The sequence below is a fragment of the Actinosynnema sp. NPDC004786 genome (assembly GCF_053601135.1).
Genome location: NZ_JBSGBG010000018.1, coordinates 42,699 through 60,024 on the forward strand (window position 1 = coordinate 42,699; position 17,326 = coordinate 60,024).

The 17,326-nt window shown below is 74.1% G+C and carries 14 protein-coding genes and 1 pseudogene; 6 read left to right on the forward strand and 9 right to left on the reverse strand.

What is annotated here, in order from left to right; all coding sequences use genetic code 11:
- From ACWEFJ_RS18190 to ilvD, 3 genes and pseudogenes are all read left to right on the forward strand, one after another.
- Positions 1-274, forward strand: a pseudogene (locus ACWEFJ_RS18190) (hypothetical protein); the annotation flags it as partial.
- A 36-nt stretch (positions 275-310) separates the two neighbouring features.
- Complete coding sequence (locus ACWEFJ_RS18195; RefSeq protein WP_378091253.1) at positions 311-754, forward strand: vitamin K epoxide reductase family protein; 444 nt, start codon at positions 311-313, stop codon at positions 752-754.
- A gap of 80 nt (positions 755-834) precedes the next feature.
- On the forward strand, positions 835-2,679 hold the full coding sequence (gene ilvD / locus ACWEFJ_RS18200; RefSeq protein WP_449714417.1) for a dihydroxy-acid dehydratase: 1,845 nt from the start codon (positions 835-837) through the stop codon (positions 2,677-2,679).
- A gap of 125 nt (positions 2,680-2,804) precedes the next feature.
- Here ilvD and ACWEFJ_RS18205 read toward each other — a convergent pair whose 3' ends face one another.
- A complete protein-coding gene (locus ACWEFJ_RS18205) occupies positions 2,805-3,527 on the reverse strand; it encodes a DoxX family protein (RefSeq protein ID WP_378091249.1) in 723 nt (240 codons plus the stop codon).
- 72 nt (positions 3,528-3,599) lie between these two features.
- Positions 3,600-4,514, reverse strand: a complete 915-nt coding sequence (locus tag ACWEFJ_RS18210) for a 2-hydroxyacid dehydrogenase (protein ID WP_449714418.1) — start codon at positions 4,512-4,514, stop codon at positions 3,600-3,602.
- Between the two features lie 30 nt (positions 4,515-4,544).
- Here ACWEFJ_RS18210 and ACWEFJ_RS18215 point away from each other — a divergent pair, with 30 nt between their 5' ends.
- Both ACWEFJ_RS18215 and ACWEFJ_RS18220 read left to right on the forward strand, forming a co-directional pair.
- Positions 4,545-5,414: an alpha/beta fold hydrolase gene (locus ACWEFJ_RS18215; RefSeq protein ID WP_378091245.1), complete on the forward strand. Its 870-nt coding sequence runs from the start codon at positions 4,545-4,547 to the stop codon at positions 5,412-5,414.
- Between the two features lie 10 nt (positions 5,415-5,424).
- Positions 5,425-6,609: a PQQ-dependent sugar dehydrogenase gene (locus tag ACWEFJ_RS18220; protein ID WP_378091243.1), complete on the forward strand. Its 1,185-nt coding sequence runs from the start codon at positions 5,425-5,427 to the stop codon at positions 6,607-6,609.
- Between the two features lie 4 nt (positions 6,610-6,613).
- Here the strand turns inward: ACWEFJ_RS18220 and ACWEFJ_RS18225 are convergent, their stop codons facing one another.
- From ACWEFJ_RS18225 to gatC, 7 genes are all read right to left on the reverse strand, one after another.
- Positions 6,614-9,094, reverse strand: coding sequence for a M14 family zinc carboxypeptidase (locus tag ACWEFJ_RS18225; RefSeq protein WP_449714419.1), 2,481 nt, complete (start codon positions 9,092-9,094; stop codon positions 6,614-6,616).
- A gap of 96 nt (positions 9,095-9,190) precedes the next feature.
- Positions 9,191-11,824, reverse strand: a complete 2,634-nt coding sequence (locus ACWEFJ_RS18230) for a CHAT domain-containing protein (RefSeq protein ID WP_449714420.1) — start codon at positions 11,822-11,824, stop codon at positions 9,191-9,193.
- A gap of 90 nt (positions 11,825-11,914) precedes the next feature.
- A complete protein-coding gene (locus ACWEFJ_RS18235) occupies positions 11,915-12,376 on the reverse strand; it encodes a hypothetical protein (RefSeq protein WP_378098506.1) in 462 nt (153 codons plus the stop codon).
- 371 nt (positions 12,377-12,747) lie between these two features.
- Positions 12,748-14,250 carry an Asp-tRNA(Asn)/Glu-tRNA(Gln) amidotransferase subunit GatB gene (gatB, locus tag ACWEFJ_RS18240; protein WP_378098193.1) on the reverse strand — a complete coding sequence of 501 codons (1,503 nt, stop codon included), beginning with the start codon at positions 14,248-14,250 and terminating at the stop codon, positions 12,748-12,750.
- Positions 14,247-14,438: a hypothetical protein gene (locus tag ACWEFJ_RS18245; protein ID WP_378098190.1), complete on the reverse strand. Its 192-nt coding sequence runs from the start codon at positions 14,436-14,438 to the stop codon at positions 14,247-14,249. Before ACWEFJ_RS18245 ends, gatB begins: the two co-directional genes overlap by 4 nt.
- A complete protein-coding gene (gene gatA / locus ACWEFJ_RS18250) occupies positions 14,435-15,949 on the reverse strand; it encodes an Asp-tRNA(Asn)/Glu-tRNA(Gln) amidotransferase subunit GatA (protein WP_378098187.1) in 1,515 nt (504 codons plus the stop codon). Before gatA ends, ACWEFJ_RS18245 begins: the two co-directional genes overlap by 4 nt.
- A gap of 34 nt (positions 15,950-15,983) precedes the next feature.
- Positions 15,984-16,283, reverse strand: a complete 300-nt coding sequence (gene gatC / locus ACWEFJ_RS18255; RefSeq protein WP_015804727.1) for an Asp-tRNA(Asn)/Glu-tRNA(Gln) amidotransferase subunit GatC — start codon at positions 16,281-16,283, stop codon at positions 15,984-15,986.
- Positions 16,284-16,508: 225 nt separating this feature from the next.
- On the opposite strand from gatC, the gene ACWEFJ_RS18260 reads away from it, so the two are divergent.
- Positions 16,509-17,162 carry an ACT domain-containing protein gene (locus ACWEFJ_RS18260; RefSeq protein WP_378098182.1) on the forward strand — a complete coding sequence of 218 codons (654 nt, stop codon included), beginning with the start codon at positions 16,509-16,511 and terminating at the stop codon, positions 17,160-17,162.
- Positions 17,163-17,326: the final 164 nt, after the last annotated feature.

A 17,326-nucleotide genomic window follows, 5' to 3' on the forward strand; every position in this document is an offset into this window, starting at 1 on the left:
GCACGACACCCCCGAGCACGACACCCCCGAGCACGACACCCCCGAGCACGACACCCCCGAGCACGACACCCCCGAGCACGACACCCCCGAGCACGACACCCCCGAGCACGACACCGCCGAGCACGACACCGCGAAGCGCGGGACCGCGGAGGCCGACGCCGCGGAGCGCGACGGGACGAAGCCCGGGACCGGGGAAGCCGGGACCGACGCCGCCCGGAATGCCGGGAACGCCGGGAAGGGCGAGGCCGGGGGAACCGACCCGTCCCGGGCCTGACCGGGACGCAACGCCGACCTCCGTAGAGTCCGGGGAGTGAGTTCGAACACGCGGACCGCCGGCTGGGTGCCGGTCGTCAGCCTGGTGCTGGCCGTCGCGGGCCTGGCCGTCTCGGCCTACCTCACGGTCGCGCACTACACCGCGGGCGCGCTGCTGTGCGCCGAGGGCGAGGTGCTCGACTGCGGCACGGTCACCACCAGCCCCCAGTCCGAGCTGTTCGGCGTGCCGGTGGCGGTCCTCGGCCTGGCGTTCTACGCGTTCCTGACCGTCATCTGCCTGCCGTTCGCCTGGCGGAACGAGACCCTGCACTGGACCCGGCTGATGGCGATCGGCCTCGGCGTGCTGTTCGTGGTGTACCTGGTCGCCGCCGAGTTCCTGCTGATCGGGAAGATCTGCCCCTGGTGCACGGCCGTGCACGTCATCACGCTCGCGCTCGCCGCCGTGCTGGTCACCGGCGCGCTGCGGCGGAGTAACCTCTGAGGCACCGCTCCCACCTCCCGCGCCCCCACACCCCGCGCGCGTCGTTCGCGAATTCCCTGGCAGAGACTTCTGGAGGAGCCGTGCCACCGCTCCGTTCCCGCACCACCACCCACGGCCGCAACGCCGCGGGGGCCCGCGCGCTCTGGCGCGCGACCGGCATGACCGACGGCGACTTCGGCAAGCCCATCGTGGCCATCGCCAACTCGTACACGCAGTTCGTGCCGGGGCACGTGCACCTGCGCGACCTCGGGGACATCGTGGCCGAGGCGATCCGCGAGGCGGGCGGCGTGCCGCGCGAGTTCCACACGATCGCGGTGGACGACGGCATCGCGATGGGGCACAGCGGGATGCTGTACTCGCTGCCGTCGCGGGAGATCATCGCCGACTCGGTCGAGTACATGGTCAACGCGCACCAGGCCGACGCGATCGTGTGCATATCCAACTGCGACAAGATCACGCCCGGCATGCTCAACGCGGCGATGCGGCTCAACATCCCGGTCGTGTTCGTCTCCGGCGGGCCGATGGAGGCGGGCAAGGCGGTCGTGGTGGACGGCGTCGCCGTCGCGCCGACCGACCTGATCACGGCCATCTCCGCGTCGGCCTCGCCGGACGTGGACGACGCCGGGCTGGCCGAGGTCGAGCGGTCGGCGTGCCCGACCTGCGGGTCGTGCTCGGGCATGTTCACCGCGAACTCGATGAACTGCCTCACCGAGGCGCTGGGCCTGGCGCTGCCGGGCAACGGCTCCACGCTGGCCACGCACTCCGCGCGCCGCGAGCTGTTCGCCGAGGCCGGCCGGACGATCGTGGACCTGTGCAAGCGGTACTACGAGCAGGACGACGAGTCGGTGCTGCCGCGCTCGATCGCCAACCGCAAGGCGTTCGAGAACGCCATGGCGCTGGACATGGCGATGGGCGGCTCCACGAACACGGTGCTGCACATCCTCGCCGCCGCGCAGGAGGGCGAGGTCGACTTCACGCTGGCCGACATCGACGCGCTGAGCAGGCGGGTGCCGTGCCTGTCGAAGGTGTCGCCGAACTCGGACTACCACATGGAGGACGTCCACCGGGCGGGCGGCATCCCGGCGCTGCTGGGCGAGCTGTGGCGGGCCGGGCTGCTCAACGAGGACGTGCACACCGTGCACAGCCCGGACGTCGCCTCGTGGCTCGGCGAGTGGGACATCCGCGCCGAGTCGCCGTCGCAGCGGGCGATCGAGCTGTTCCACGCCGCGCCGGGCGGTGTGCGCACCACCGAGGCGTTCTCCACGTCGAACCGGTGGTCGAAGCTGGACACGGACGCGGTGGGCGGCTGCATCCGGGACGTCGAGCACGCCTACACCAAGGACGGCGGCCTGGCCGTGCTGCACGGCAACCTGGCCGAGCGCGGCGCGGTCATCAAGGCGGCGGGCATCGACGAGGAGCTGTGGCACTTCGAGGGCCCGGCCCGGGTGGTGGAGTCCCAGGAGGAGGCCGTCTCGGCGATCCTGAAGAAGGAGATCCAGCCGGGCGACGTCCTCGTGGTCCGCTACGAGGGCCCCGCGGGCGGTCCCGGCATGCAGGAGATGCTGCACCCGACCGCGTTCCTCAAGGGCGCGGGCCTGGGCCGCAAGTGCGCGCTGATCACCGACGGCCGGTTCTCCGGCGGCACGTCGGGCCTGTCGATCGGCCACGTCTCGCCGGAGGCGGCGGGCGGCGGCGTGATCGGCCTGGTCCAGGACGGCGACCGGATCCTCATCGACGTGCACGAGCGGCGGCTGGAGCTGCTGGTGGACGACGAGGTGCTGGCCGAGCGGCGGGCGAAGATGGAGGCGTCGGAGCGGCCCTGGCAGCCGGTCGAGCGGCAGCGGCCGGTGACCGCGGCGCTGCGCGCCTACGCCCGGATGGCGACCGACGCGTCCACGGGCGCGGTGCGGGACGTCACCAAGTAGCGGATCGCGGAGGACCGGCCGGCGGCGTCCGTTCGGCCGGTCCTCGCCTGCGGAGAGCATCGCCGCGGGCCGAGACCCGCTGGTTCACCGCGCCTGCGGCGGCCGTCGCGGCGGAGCACCGGGGGTCAGCGGAAGACGTACAGGGTCGCCGCGGTCGCGCCCGCCGCGAGCACCAGGCAGATGAGGCCCGCCGTGAGCGGGTGGCGGAACCAGCTGCGGTTGCGGTCGAGGGCGGCCCGGCCGGGGCCCGCGAACAGCGCCGCGAACGCCATGGCCGCGTACGCCACCTCCAGTTCCACGCCGTCCGGCGCGAAGAAGCCGCCCCGGTACTTGAGCGCGATGACGTTGGCCATCACGCCGAGCACGCCGGCCGCCGCCAGGGGCGTGAACAGGCCGAGGACCAGCAGCGCGCCGCCGCCCAGCTCGGTCACGCCGGTGACCCAGGCCAGGATCCGCGCCTCGCGGAAGCCGGCGGACTCCAGGTACCGGGTGAAGCCGTCGATGCCGGGCCCGCCGAACAGGCCGAACACCTTCTGCAGGCCGTGCGCGACGAACGCGCCGCCCAGCGCGAGGCGCAGCACCAGCAGGCCGAGGTCGGCGCTCCCGGTCCAGCCGAACGGCCTGCGCTCGTCCTCGAAGTCGTCGTGGTGGGAGGGCCGTTCGAAGTCCGCCACCGGCGTGTAGCCGGTGGTGTCGAAGCTCTTGGTGTCCTGGCCGAACGCGTCGCCGTCGATCGCCCGCGTGCCGTCGTCGAAGTGGTGCACTCCTCCGCCCACGCCACTCGTCGAGTAGTACCCGTCGTCGGAGTAGCCGCCCGAAGCCCTCGAGCGGTCGTCGTGAGTAGCCACGCACCCGCACGTTAGGAGGTTCGGCCGACGTCCGCGAGCGTCCGTTTCGCGGCGTCGGCTCACCCGAACGGGCTAATACTCGCCCTTGACCAGGTTCGCCGGCAGCTCACCGCGCGCGAACCGGGCGACCTCGGCGGCCACCACGGCGTACGCCCGCTCGGCGTGGCCCGTGCAGCTGCCGGCCACGTGCGGCGTGAGGAACAGGCCCGGAGCCGTCCACAGTGGATGGTCCGGCGGCAGCGGCTCGGGGTCGGTCACGTCCAGCGCCGCGCGCAGCCGCCCCGACGTCAGCTCGGCCAGCAGCGCGTCGGTGTCCACCACCGCGCCCCGGGCCGCGTTGACCAGGATCGCGCCGTCCTTCATGCGCGAGAGGAACTCGGCGTCCACCATCCCGGTGGTCTCCTCGGTCAGCGGCACGACGACCAGCACCGCGTCGAAGTCGCCCAGCAGCTCGGGCAGCTCCGCCACGCCGTGCACACCGGGGCGCGCGGTGCGGCCGACCAGGGTCGCGGTCGCGTCGAACGGCTCCAGCCGGCGGCGGAACTGCTCGCCCAGGTCGCCCGCGCCCACCACGAGCACCTTCTTGCCCTGCAGCGTGTCGGTGACGTGGTAGTCCCAGCGCCGCTCCTGCCTGGCCCGCTCGAACACCGGGAAGTCGCGGTAGATCGCGAGCAGCGCGCCGATCGCCCACTCGGCCGTGCTGCCGCCGTGCGCGCCGCGGCACGTCGACAGCATCACCCCTTCGGGCACGATCCCGATGAACCGCTCAGCACCCGCCGACAGCAGCTGCACCAGCTTCAGCGACGGCAGCCGGGCGAACACCTCCCGAGGGTCGTCGCCCAGCAGGAACTTGGGCACCAGCACCTCGGCCCGCGCGGCCTCGGCGGGCAGCGGCTGCCCCGGCTCGTAGCGGACCGGTCGCACACCCTCCACGTCGGACAGCACGCGGACACCCAGGTCGTCGGGGACCAGCACGGTAAGGCTCACGGGACCGCACGTTACGGCACACTGGCCGCCATGCGGGAGCACGACGTCTTCTCCGCGGACGGCACGCGGATCAGGTTGTGGCGCACCGACGCGGAAGGGCCGGACGTGCTGCTCAGCCCCGGGCTCGGCGCGGTGCCCTCGGTGTGGCCGGAGCTGCCGTGCGCGCGGGTGCACAGCTGGTACCACCGCGGCACGCTGGACTCCGACCGCCCCGCCGACCCCGGCCGCATCGAGCTGGCCGACCACGTCGCGGACGCGCTGGCCGTGCTGGACGACGGCGGCATCGAGCGGTGCGTGGTGATGGGCTGGTCGATGGGCGTGACGGTGGCGGCGGCGCTGGCGCTGCGGCACCCCGACCGGGTCAGCGGGCTGATGCTGGTCGCGGGCGCGCCCGGCGACACGTTCGCGGGCGTGCTGGGCGTGCCGGGCGTGCCGCCGGCGGTGCGGCGGCTGATCGGGGTGGGCGGGGCGACGGCGTTGAAGGCGGCGGGGCCGCTGCTGGACGCCGTGCTGCACCGCGTGCCGGTGCCGGACGTCGGCGGGCCGCTGGTGCGGTCGGTGCGCCGGTACCTCCAGCACGACTGGCGCTGGTACTTCACCCTGGCCCTGGCCCTGGGCCGCACGCCCCGGCTCGACCTGGCCGGCGTGACCTGCCCCACAACGGTGCTGGCGGGCCGGTACGACCCGCTGGCCGCCACCGACGGGGTGCTCGGCGCGGTGGCGGCGTTGCCGCAGGCGCGGGTGCGGGTGCTGCCGAACACGCACTTCCTGCCGCTGGAGGACCCGCGGGTGGTGGTGGACGAGCTGGAACTGCTGCTGGACCGGGCCGAGGCGGTGCGCCGCGCCGTGCACGAGGACGTGGAAGGGCCGCTCACCCCGCGTTCACGGCCGCGCGCCTAACCTGGAGCGCGTGTCACGACTGCGTGGAGTGCTGATCGGGTCCGCCCTCGGCCTGCTGGCCGCGGGCTGCGCGAGCTTCCCCGAGCAGCCGTCGCCGGCCGGGTGGAGCGCGGCCCAGCAGTTGACGCCGCAGGCCGGGCCGGTGCCCGAGCTGCCGGGCGAGCTGCCCAAGGGGCCCGCGCAGGGCCAGCAGCCCGGCCAGCCGCCCGCGTCCGTGCCACCGCCCCAGGGCTGCAAGGACTTCAACCCCGCCGTGGTCGGCACGTGCCTGGCCCCGATCTCCGGGGTGGCGTTGACCGACGTCAACCAGACCACCGGCGCGGTGACCGCGCTGGCGACCGAGCGCACCACCGGGCGGCTGCTCAGGGTGACCAAGGACGTGGACCCGGCCGAGGTGGCGCGGTTCGAGGTCGACGCGGCGGGCGACGGCGGGCTCACCGGCCTCGCGCTGTCCCCCACCTACGCCGAGGACCAGCTCGTCTACGTGTACGTGACCACGGCGACCGACAACCGGGTGATGCGGCTCGCGCCCGGTGACGTGCCGAAACCGGTGCTCACCGGCATCCCGAAGGGGCCGAGCGGCAACCGGGGCGCGCTCGCGCACGACCGCACCGGCGCGCTGCTGGTGGCGACCGGCGACGCGGGCAACCCCGCGGCGGCGGCCGACCCGAACTCGCTGGCCGGCAAGGTGCTGCGGATCGACGGCGCGGGCCAGCCGGCGCGCGGCAACCCGACCGCGGGCTCGCGGGTGGTGGCGAGCGGGCTCCGGTCGCCGGGCGGGCTGTGCGTGTCCGGCGACGGCGCGAAGGCGTGGGTGACCGACGCGGGCGCGACCGCGGACCTGCTGTACCGCCTGGAGGCGGGCAAGCCGCTGGGCGACCCGGCGTGGTCGTGGCCCGAGCGGCCGGGGGTCGGCGGCTGCGCGTCGTTCTCGAACATGGTGTCGGTGGCCACCGCCAACAGCCCCGGCATGCTCAACCTGTCGATGAACCCGGACGGCAGCTTCTCCGGCAAGCCGGAGGTCAGCCTGGACGGGTCCGAGGGCTTCGGCCGGCTCGGCCCGATGGTGATGCTGGACGACACGACCGCCCTGGTCGGCACGGTGAACAAGGCCCCGGGCGGCACGCCGGTGTCCAGCGACGACCGCGTGGTGATCGTCGTGCGGCAGGGCAACGAGGTCGGCAGCAAGGACTGACCCGTCACGGGCCGGCCGCGGTGCCGTAGATGGCGTCCGCGACCTGCCGGTACAGGCCCTTCGGGTGGTCGCGGAACAGCGGTTCGGTGCCGAACAGCACGGCTCGCGCGCCCTTCGGCGACGTGCCCGCCACGACCGCCGCCTGACCGGCCGCCTCCTGCCGCCCGCCGGACCCGTCGGGCCGCGCGGCCCAGTGCCCGGCGACCAGGTCCTGGTACCGCTGCCGGGCGGCCACCCCCGGGCCGAGGTCGGTGAACCAGTGCGGCGCGTACACGAACGAGTGGTCGACCGCGCCCGCCGCGTCCACGACCGAGACGACCCCGTTGGCGTCCTCGCGGCCCGCGACCGCCCGCACCGGCAGCACGCCCGCCTCGGCGTTGAACCGCGCGCCGGTCGCGCCGCGGGTCACCACGCCGCCGCGGGTGAGGAACGCGTCCACGGCGGCCCTGGCCGGCGCGCCGAGCAGGTCGTACCGCAGCCCGGACGACACGAGCAGCACGTCGACGCCGGACAGGTCGAACCCGCGGTCGAGCGCCTCCGTCGACACGGGCCGCACGTCGAAGCCCATCTCGCGCAGCGCCTTCAGCTCGTCGGCCGCCACCGCGCCGGCCACCACGGGCCGCCGCAACGGCGCGCCGCCGGGCCGGGCCGCGGTGAACCGCACGCCGTACCGGTCCGCCACCTCCTCGACCGCCGGTCGCGCCGCCGCCGGCGCCACGATCGTGCCGTCGTCCTGCCGGCGCAGCTCCAGCCCGCGCCCGAGCAGGTCGTTCACCGCCGCCGCGTCCTTGCCGTCGAGGAGCGCCAGCGCCAGGTCGGCGCCCGCCGGAGCCCGCACCCCGCCCGTGGGCGAGGCCGCGACCACGTCGCGCCCGCGCACGTCCACCGGGCCGTCGGGCACCACGTCGACCGAGGCGCCCCACAGCAGCCGGTGGCTCCAGCCGCTGATGTCGTACATGACGTCGACCGCGTCGGAGAGGTCCCGGCCGGCCTCCAGCATCACGTTCGCCAACGCCCGCTTGGGCTGGCGCAGGTCCACCACGTACGACCCGGCCGGGTAGGACCGGTCGCCCAGCGTGAAGGGCCGGTCGGCCCGCTTCACCCGGACGTCGTGCGCGACCAGGTGGTCGACCAGGCGCGCCGCCGCGGGGGCGGACCGCTGCCCGTCCCCCGCCGGGATGACGTACGCGCTCGGGAACCGCGTGGTGTAGCGGTCCTCGGGGCCGAAGCCGGGCACGAAGCCGTCCGGCAGCTCGCGCAGCGGCTCGCCCGCCAGGCCCCGGCGGAACAGCTCGATCTGGTTCGCCAGCAGCGATGCGCGGTTCTCCGCCACGTACGCCAGGGCGCTGCGGATCGTCGCCTCGACCACGTCCGTGTTGACCGCCGAACGCCGCCGCAGCTCGGTCACCGGCTGCGTCGTGTACTCGCCCCGGTTCACCCGCAGGGGGATCTCGATCGTGTAGGCCACCGCGCCGTGGTACATCGAGTACTGGGCGGTGTAGATCGGGGCCCAGCCGTCCCACACGCCCGGCTCGTAGTCCCGGAACGGGATCTCCGGCGCGGCCGTCTCGAGGTGGCCCAGCGCCTGCACGGCGGCCTCCATGCGCAGCGCGTTCGCGTAGCCGTGCCGCAGGTAGAGGTCGAAGTCGTAGTTCTGGCCGTGCGGCGGGGTGGTCGGCTCGATCAGCGTGTTGGCCACGTACCCGTGCTCGTCGAGCACGAGCAGCGGCTGGAGGCGCTTGACCACGTCCCGCATGGCCCGCGACTCGGGCTGCGAGGAGGTGACGAAGTCGCGGTTGAGGTCGAAGCCGCGCGCGTTGGCCCGGGTGCCGGCCACCCGGCCGTCCGGGTTCGCGGTCAGGTTCACGTGCACCCGGTGGCGGCTCAGGAACTCGCGCGTGGCGTCGTCGCCGGCCAGCGCGAGGTCCTCGATCACCCGCAGCGCGCCGTCCGTGCCCTCCCACTCGTCGCCGTGGATGTTGGCGTTGATCCAGACCGGGGCCTTGTAGCCGCCGCGGAGGAAGAGGTCGCGGGCGGCCGACGCGGGGTCGTTCTCGATCTCCTCGCGCCACGCGTCCTGCCGCCGGCTCTGCGCGGGGCTCTCCGGCGCGGTCAGCGTGACCAGGTAGAGGTCCCGGCCGGCGGACGAGCGGCCGACGACCTCGACCGACACCCGGTCGCTGCGGCGTTGCAGCTCGTTCAGGCGAGGGGCGAGCGAGTGGTACGGCGCGAGCCCGAGCTTGATCGACCGGTCGGACCGGTCCTCGGGGTAGACGCGCAGCCGCGTGCGGCGCGGGTAGCCGGTGTGCGCGTCGGGCCGGTTGTCGCCGCGCGCGGTGGCGGCGAGCGGCAGCGCGTCGACGGCGGCGACCTGGTTGCGCTCCGGGCCGTTGCCCGGTTCGTGGGACCGCCCGGCGGCCGGCGCGGCGGTCGCCGGGGTCGTCATCGTGGCCAGCAACAGCACCGTGAGCGAGAACCAGCGCACCGGACCCCCTGGGGTTGATCGCCGAAGGAACTCCTCCACCCTGGGTAGTGGGTCCGCGCGATCCCGGTCAACCGGTCGAACGGCTGGTAGGCGGGGTCATCCCGAACCCAGGCACACGAACGGGCGACGCATCGGGTCGACCGCGACCGCCTCGGCCAGCGCCACCGCCGGTGACGCGCCGGCCGCCAGGATGCGGTGGAAGTCGGCCATGGCCGCCGCCGCGGGCTCGTCACCCACCCGGCTGGACGCGGCGATCACCGTCCGCGCGCCGGCGGCCAGCAGCGCGCCCGCGAACCCCAGCGGCTCGTCGCCGGGCCGCACCCGGTTCAGCGCCAGCTCGCACGCGGCCAGCACGACCTGCCGCGGCGGCCGGCGCACCCGGCCGACCTCGTGCGCGAACAGCGCGCCGTCCACCAGCTCCAGCCGGGAGAACAGCGCGTTCTCCGGCTCGTGCTCGCCGTGCGCGGCGATGTGCGCCAGCTCGACGCCGTCCAACGCCTCCAGCACCGCGCCGACCCTGGCCTCGGCGACGTTGAGCAGCTTCGCGTCGGCGTGGTAGCCGGCGAGCCGGTCGATCTCGGCCTGCGCGGCCTGCAACCCCGGTCCCCGCACCAGCAGCACGCCCTCGGCGGGCTCCCGCGCCTCGCGGGTCGCCGACACCCACGCGGTCGCCGACGGCACGGCGGTCGTCGGCCGCTGCGCGCACGTCGGCAGCACGCCCCACGGCACCACGTACAGCGCGCCGGTCGGCACCACGACCAGCTCCCGGTCGCCGATCATCGGCGCGAGCGGGCGCAGGAGCTGCCGGTCCAGCTTCTCCGCCTCGCGGCGGGCCGACGCGGAGATCACCTGCGCGAGCCCCGCCGGCAGGTGGTCGGGGGCGATCGCGTTCAGGTCGGCGTGCAGGCGGCGCGCGCCCTCGGTGACGGCGGCGGCCGACCCGAGGCGCACCATGCGCACCCTGTCGCCGGCCAGGACCACGGCCACCACCTCGTCGCCGGACACCGCGAAGCTCACCATCGCCCGCCCGTCCAGCCGGGCCAGCACCTCCTCCGGCCGGACGACCGGGCGCGGCGTGCCCCAGGGGCTCGCGCTCCAGCCCATCCGGGTGGCGGCGCGCTGGCTCGCCCGCAGCCGCTCCTCCAGCTCGGCGGTCGGCAGCCCGTCCAGGCGGGCGCGCAGCAGGGCGCGGCTGAGCCGACGCACGTCGGCGATCCGCTCGCCCAGCTCCGTGTCCACAGTGGACTCGGCCGGGTCGTACCGGTAGAGCTGGGCCCTGGTGCGCTCCAGCCAGGTGAACAGGCGCTTGGCGTTGGCCGTCGAGTCGCGGCCGCGCAGCACCAGCCGCACGGCGAGTTCGCCCAGCTCACGGCCGTGCACGGCGGTGCCCGACACCAGTTCCAGCCCGCCCAGCCGGTCCCGCATCCGGCCCAGCTCCGCGAGGCCCGCCTTGGCCTGCGCCAACGCCACCCGCTCGTTGCCGCGGGCCAGCGCCAGCTCCGCGCGGCACAGCCGCAGCAGCATCCGGTGGTCGATCGGCGCGATCCGGCGGCGCGACTTCGGCACGCCGCGCAGCAGCTCCGCGCCGCGGTCCGGGTCGCCGCGCCGGATCTCCAGCCGGGCCGCCAGCACCCGCGCGAACACGGACTGGTCGGCGAGCTTGAGCGCGGACAGCTCGGCGGACAGCTCCAGCGCCCGGCGCACCACCGCCCCGCCCGTCCGCCGCGACCCGCGCACGCGGGCCACGTCCACCCGCAGCGCGATCAGCCCCGCGACCGCCGCCCACGCCGGGCTGCCGCGCCGCACGAGCTTGCGCTGCGCCGAGACCGCGGTCCGCCGGGCCAGCACCAGGTCGCCGTCCTGCAACGCCGCCGCGGCGCGGAACAGCTCCGCCTCGGCCACGTCCTGCCCGATGCGCTGGCGACGCAGGTCCGGCAGCACCTCGTCCAGCAGCCGGCCCGCCTCGTCGGCCAGGCCGACGCTGATCATCGCCTCGGCCTGGTCGATGCGCAGCCGCAGCAGCAGGCCCGGCTCCAGCTCCTGGAACGCCCGGTTGGCCTCGTGGTAGTGCCGCAGCGCGGACGGGATGTCGCCCGCGCGCTGCACCGCGTTGCCCAGCGCGTGCTTGGCGATCGCGGCGCGCAGCGGCAGGTCGTGCGCGTCGGCCAGCTCGACCGCGCGGTTGAGGTCGCGGACGGCCTTGTCGTGCCGGTGCACCTCGCCGTGCGCGTTGCCGCGGTTGGACAGCGCGAGCGCGAGCAGGTCGACGGACTCGGGGTCGGCGTGCGCGGCGAGCCGCCGCTCGCTGCGCTCGATCTCCCGGTCGAGCTGGGCGATGCCCTCGTCGATGCGGCCCACCCGGCACAGCAGGGCGGCCCGGTTGAGGTTCACCAGCGTGGACAGGTGCGCCCGCAACGCCTCGTCGCGCAGCCCGGCCAGCTCGGAGTCGACGCCCGCGAGCTGGGTCAGGCCGTCGTCGACCTTGCCGGTCTCGGCGAGGCAGAACGCCAGCGTGTTGCGCAGCCGGGTGCGGACCTCCAGCCGTTCCTGCGGGTCGATGCCCGGGGTCTCCAGCAGCGCGAGGCCCTCGCGCATCTGCCGGATGGCGGACGGGTGCCGGTCCGCCGTGGCCGCCTCCAGCGCGCTGCGGTGCAGTTGCCGGGCCAGGCTGACCGCCTGCCCCGGTCCGGGGGCGCCGCGACGTCCGCGACCAGGGTTTTTCGCAGGCACGCTCATATGAGATCACAGGGAACAAGGGGATGCCGCCGGCCCGTGGCCGGCGGCATCCACGATCACTTCAGCGCCCTCGTCGGCGCCGGGTCACTGGGCCTGCGCGACGGCCGCCGGCTCGTCGGTGGTCGGCTTGTACGGGCCGCCGTTGGGCTCGGGCTCCGGGTCGCCGGTCGGCTTGTACGGACCACCCATCGGCCGCACCAGCGGGTCGGCCGTCGGCTCGCTCGTGGGCTTGTACGGGCCTCCCATGGGCCGCACCAGCGGCTCGTCCACCGGGTCGCCCGTCGGCTTGTACGGACCGCCGGTGGGCTCGACGACGCCGCCGTCGCCCGGCTCGCCGTCGCCCGGCACGACCTCGATCGGGACGACCTCGCCGGGCCCGACCTCGATCGGCACGACGTCACCGGGCGCGACCTCGCCGGGCACGGCGTCGTCGGGCAGGACCTCGATCGGCACGACCTCACCGGGCTCCGCGACGGGCGCCTCGTCGGCGAGGCGGTCCTCGATGGCGTCGATCTCCGCGACCAGCTTCGGGTCGGTTCGGGACATGGCGTTGCCTCCCCTACAACGGGACCCCTGAACGGGGCATCCTCTGCGGCTGAGCTTCGGGTGGGTTCGGCGGCCCCCCGACCTGCCGAACGGGCTCAAGCCTTACACAGATGGACGCATCTGAGAGGGGGAAATTTACCGAGAGCGACGAACGGCTCGATCTTGGCCCTCGCTGACCAGCATGGGAGCACCACTTCGGAAGTCGTTACCACTCGAATGGACGAACGTGTTAACAGAGTGCAGGCATCGAGGGGTCCGCAATAGGGCGACCCCGCGCAACCCGCGCGACCTGGAATGACCCCGTCCGGACGCGGAACGGCGGTGGGGCGGGACCGCGTCGCAGCCCCGCCCCACCGCCGTTCCCGACAGCCCTACGAGCAGCGGGCGATGACCAGCTCGCGCACGCGCTTCGCGTCCGCCTGGCCCTTCGTCGCCTTCATCACCGCGCCGACGATCGCACCCGCCGCGGCCACCTTGCCGTCGCGGATCTTCGCCGCCACGTCCGGCTGCGCCGCCAACGCCTCGTCCACGGCCCGCTCCAGCACGGAGTCGTCGGACACGACCTTCAGGCCGCGCGCCTCGACCACCGCCTCGGGCTCCTCGCCGGTCTCCAGCACCACGCTGACCACCTCGCGGGCCAGCTTGTTCGTCAGCTCGCCGGCGTTCACCAGCGCGATCACCCGCGCGATCTGCGCCGGCGTGATGTTCAGCTCGGCCAGCTCCACGCCCCGGTTGTTGGCCTCCTTGGTCAGGTAGGCCGCCCACCACGACCGGGCCTCGGCGGGCGTCGCGCCCGCGTCGACCGTGGCCGCCACCAGGTCCACCGCGCCCGCGTTGACCAGGTCGCGCAGCTCGGCGTCGGTCAGCGACCACTCCTGCTGCACCCGCTTGCGGCGCTCCCACGGCAGCTCCGGCAGCGTCCCGCGCAGCTCCTCCACCCACTCGCGCGACGGCGCGACGGGCACCAGGTCCGGCTCCGGGAAGTACCGGTAGTCCTCCGCGGTCTCCTTCGTGCGACCCGACGACGTGCTGCCGGACGACTCGTCGAAGTGGCGCGTCTCCTGGGTGACCTTCCCGCCCGCGGCCAGCAGCGCCGCCTGGCGGGTCATCTCGAACCGCACCGCCCGCTCGACGCTGCGCAGCGAGTTCACGTTCTTCGTCTCGGTGCGGGTGCCGAACTCGGTCGCGCCCTTGGGCATCAGCGACACGTTCGCGTCGCACCGCAGCGAGCCCTGGTCCATCCGCACGTCCGACACGTCGAGCGCCTTCAGCAGGTCGCGCAACGCCGTCACGTACGCCCGCGCCACCTCGGGCGCGCGCTCGCCGGTGCCGGTGATCGGCTTGGTCACGATCTCGATCAGCGGCACGCCGGCGCGGTTGTAGTCGAGCAGCGAGTGCTCCGCGCCGTGGATGCGCCCGGTCGCGCCGCCCACGTGCAGCGACTTGCCGGTGTCCTCCTCCATGTGCGCGCGCTCGATCTCGACCCGGAACAGCGAGCCGTCGTCCAGCGTCACGTCGAGGTGGCCGTTGAACGCGATCGGCTCGTCGTACTGCGAGGTCTGGAAGTTCTTCGGCATGTCCGGGTAGAAGTAGTTCTTCCGGGCGAACCGGCACCACTCCGCGATCTCGCAGTTGAGCGCCAACCCGATCCGGATCGCCGACTCCACCGCCTTGCCGTTGACCGCGGGCAGCGCGCCGGGCAGGCCGAGGCAGGTCGGGCAGACCTGCGTGTTCGGCTCGCCGCCGAAGACGTTCGCGCAGCCGCAGAACATCTTGGTCCTGGTGTGCAGCTCGACGTGCACCTCCAGGCCCAGCACCGGGTCGAAGCGCTCGATGACCTCGGCGTAGTCCATCAGCTCGTCCACCGACGTCATGCCTTCCCGTCCTTCCGCAGACCCCGCACGGCCAGCGCCGCGCCGGTGATCGCCACCAGGATGCTCGCCGCCGCGTTCGCCAGCGCGAGCTTGTCGTTCTTGCCGCGGGCCGACTTCAGCGTGGAGAACGCGCTGGTGGCCGCGCCCGCGGCCCCGACCAGCGCGAGGAGCGTCCGAGCCTTCTTCATCGCGCACCCGCCAACTGCGGCACGCCGCTGAGCACCGGCGCGCCCAGGGCCGCGTCGCGCGCCGCCTCGTAGGCCGCCGCCACCCGGTACATGCGGTGGTCCTGCAACGCGGGGGCCATGATCTGCAGGCCCACCGGCAGGCCGTCCTCGTCGGACAGTCCGCTGGGGACGCTCATGGCGGCGTTGCCGGCCAGGTTCGCCGGGATCGTGCACAGGTCCGCCTGGTACATGGCGATGGGGTCGTTCGTGCGCTCGCCGATCCGGAACGCGGTCGTCGGCGTGGTCGGCGAGACCAGCACGTCCACGGTGGCGAACGCGGCGTCGAAGTCGCGGCTGATGAGCGTGCGCACCTTCTGCGCCGAGCCGTAGTAGGCGTCGTAGTAGCCCGACGACAGCGCGTACGTGCCGATCATGATGCGGCGCTTCACCTCGGGGCCGAACCCGGCCTCGCGGGTCAGCGACATGACCTCCTCGGCGCTGCGCGTGCCGTCGTCGCCCACCCGGATGCCGTAGCGCATCGCGTCGAACCGGGCCAGGTTGGACGACGCCTCGCTGGGCGCGATCAGGTAGTACGCGGGCAGCGCGTAGTCGAAGCTCGGGCACGACACCTCGACGACCTCCGCGCCGAGCTGCTTGAGCTGCGCCACGGCGGCCTCGAAGCTGCGCACCACGCCCGGCTGGTAGCCCTCGCCGGCGAACTGCGCGACCACGCCGACGCGCACGCCGGACAGGTCGCCGTTCGCGCCCTCGCGGGCCGCCGCGACCACCGGCGGCACGGGGGCGTTGATGGAGGTGGAGTCCATCGGGTCGTGGCCCGCGATGACCTCGTGCAGCAGCGCGGCGTCCAGCACCGTGCGGGCGCACGGTCCGGCCTGGTCCAGCGACGACGAGAACGCCACCAGCCCGTACCGGGAGACGCCGCCGTAGGTGGGCTTCACGCCGACCGTGGCGGTGACCGCGCCGGGCTGGCGGATCGAGCCGCCGGTGTCCGTGCCGATCGTCAGCGGGGCCTCGAACGCGGCCAGCGCCGCCGCCGACCCGCCGCCCGAGCCGCCGGGGATGCGGTCGGTGTCCCACGGGTTGCGGGTCGGGCCGTAGGCGGAGTTCTCGGTGGAGGAGCCCATCGCGAACTCGTCCATGTTGGTCTTGCCCAGGATCACCAGGCCGGCTTCCTTGAGCCGGCGGGTCACCGTGGCGTCGTAGGGGGGCACCCAGCCCTCGAGGATCTTCGAGCCGACCGTGGTCGGCACGCCCTCGGTGGTGAGCACGTCCTTCAGCCCGACCGGCACGCCGGCCAGCGGGCCGACGGGCGCGCCGGCGGCGATGTCCTCGTCGACCTTGCGGGCGGCGGCGAGCGCGCCCTCGGCATCGACGTGCAGGAACGCGTTGATCGTGCCGTCGACCTCGGCGATCCGGTCGAGGTGGGCCTGCGCGACCTCCACCGCGGAGACCTCGCGGCTCGCGATCTTGGCCGCCAGCTCGGCGGCGGTGCTGCGGATCAGACTGGTCATGATTCCGCCTCCGCGCGGAAGATAACGTCGGCGGTCATGCTTCCTCCCCCAGGATCCGGGGGACGCGGAAGCGGCCTTCCTCGGCGGCGGGGGCGCCCGCGAGCGCCTGCTGCTGACCGAGGCTGGGACGGACCACGTCCTCGCGGAACACGTTGGTCAGCGGAACGGCGTGCGAAGTGGGCGGGATGTCCGCGGTGGCGATGTCGCCCACCGTGGCCACCGACTGGAGGATCACGTCCAACTGGCCGGCGAACAGGTCCAGCTCGTCGTCGGTGACGGCGAGCCTCGCCAGGCGGGCCAGGTGCGCGACCTCGTCGCGGGAGATGCTGGGCACCTCGTCAACCCCCGTGGGTCGGATGTCGGATTTTGGACCTGCCGAGTCTATTGGCTGGTCAGGCGGGGCTCCGAGCGGGTTACCCGCGCCCGCGCGCGCAGGGGCGCGATTTTACCCGCGCGCAACGCGACTGGTGGGTCGGAAAGCGAAGCTGCGTCTGCGAGAATCATCGACCGGCGAGTTTCCACGTCGATGCTCCACCACAGCCGTTTGGAGGCGTGCACCGTGTCCTTCCTGATCCGGGTCCAGCTCCCGGACCGTCCCGGCACCCTGGGCGCGGTCGCCTCCGCGCTCGGCGAGATCGGGGCCGACATCCTCAGCGTGGACGTGGTGGAGCGCGGGTCCGGCCTGGCCATCGACGACCTGGTGGTCGAGCTGCCCTCCGGGCGGCTGCCGGACGTGTTGATCACGGCCGCGGAGTCCATCGAGGGCGTCGAGGTGGACGCGGTGCGGCCGTACGCGGGCGTGCTGGACACCCACCGCGAGCTGGAGCTGGTGGAGGAGGTCGCGGAGGAGCCGTCGACCGGGCTGGCCGTGTTCACCGAGGGCGTGCCGAAGATCATCCGGGCCGGGTGGGCGGTGGTGGTGTCGTGGGACGGCAGTGCCGTGCACCGGCTGACCTCGTCGTCGGCCGCGCCCGAGACCAGGCTCGCGACCCCGCCGTGGCTGCCGCTGGCCCGTGCCACCGTGCTGGACGGCGAGGACGACTGGGTGCCCGAGACGTGGCGGCAACTGGGCACCGAACTGGCCGCGACCCCGTTGGGCAAGCCGGACCGGGTCCTGCTGGTGGGCCGTCCGGGCGGCCCGATGTTCCGCGCCGCCGAGGTCGCCCGCCTGGCCCACCTGGCCGGAATCGTCTCCGTCGTCCTCCCCGACTAACCCGCGTGTCCTACGTCCAGAACGCGAGTGTCCTACGTTCGGAACGCGAGTGTCCTACGTTCGCGTACCCCGAGTTGAACGCTCGGGACGGTCGATTTTGTTCTGAGCGTTCAACTCGGGTGTTCCGAACGTAGGACACGCGTGACGCGGACGTAGGACACGCG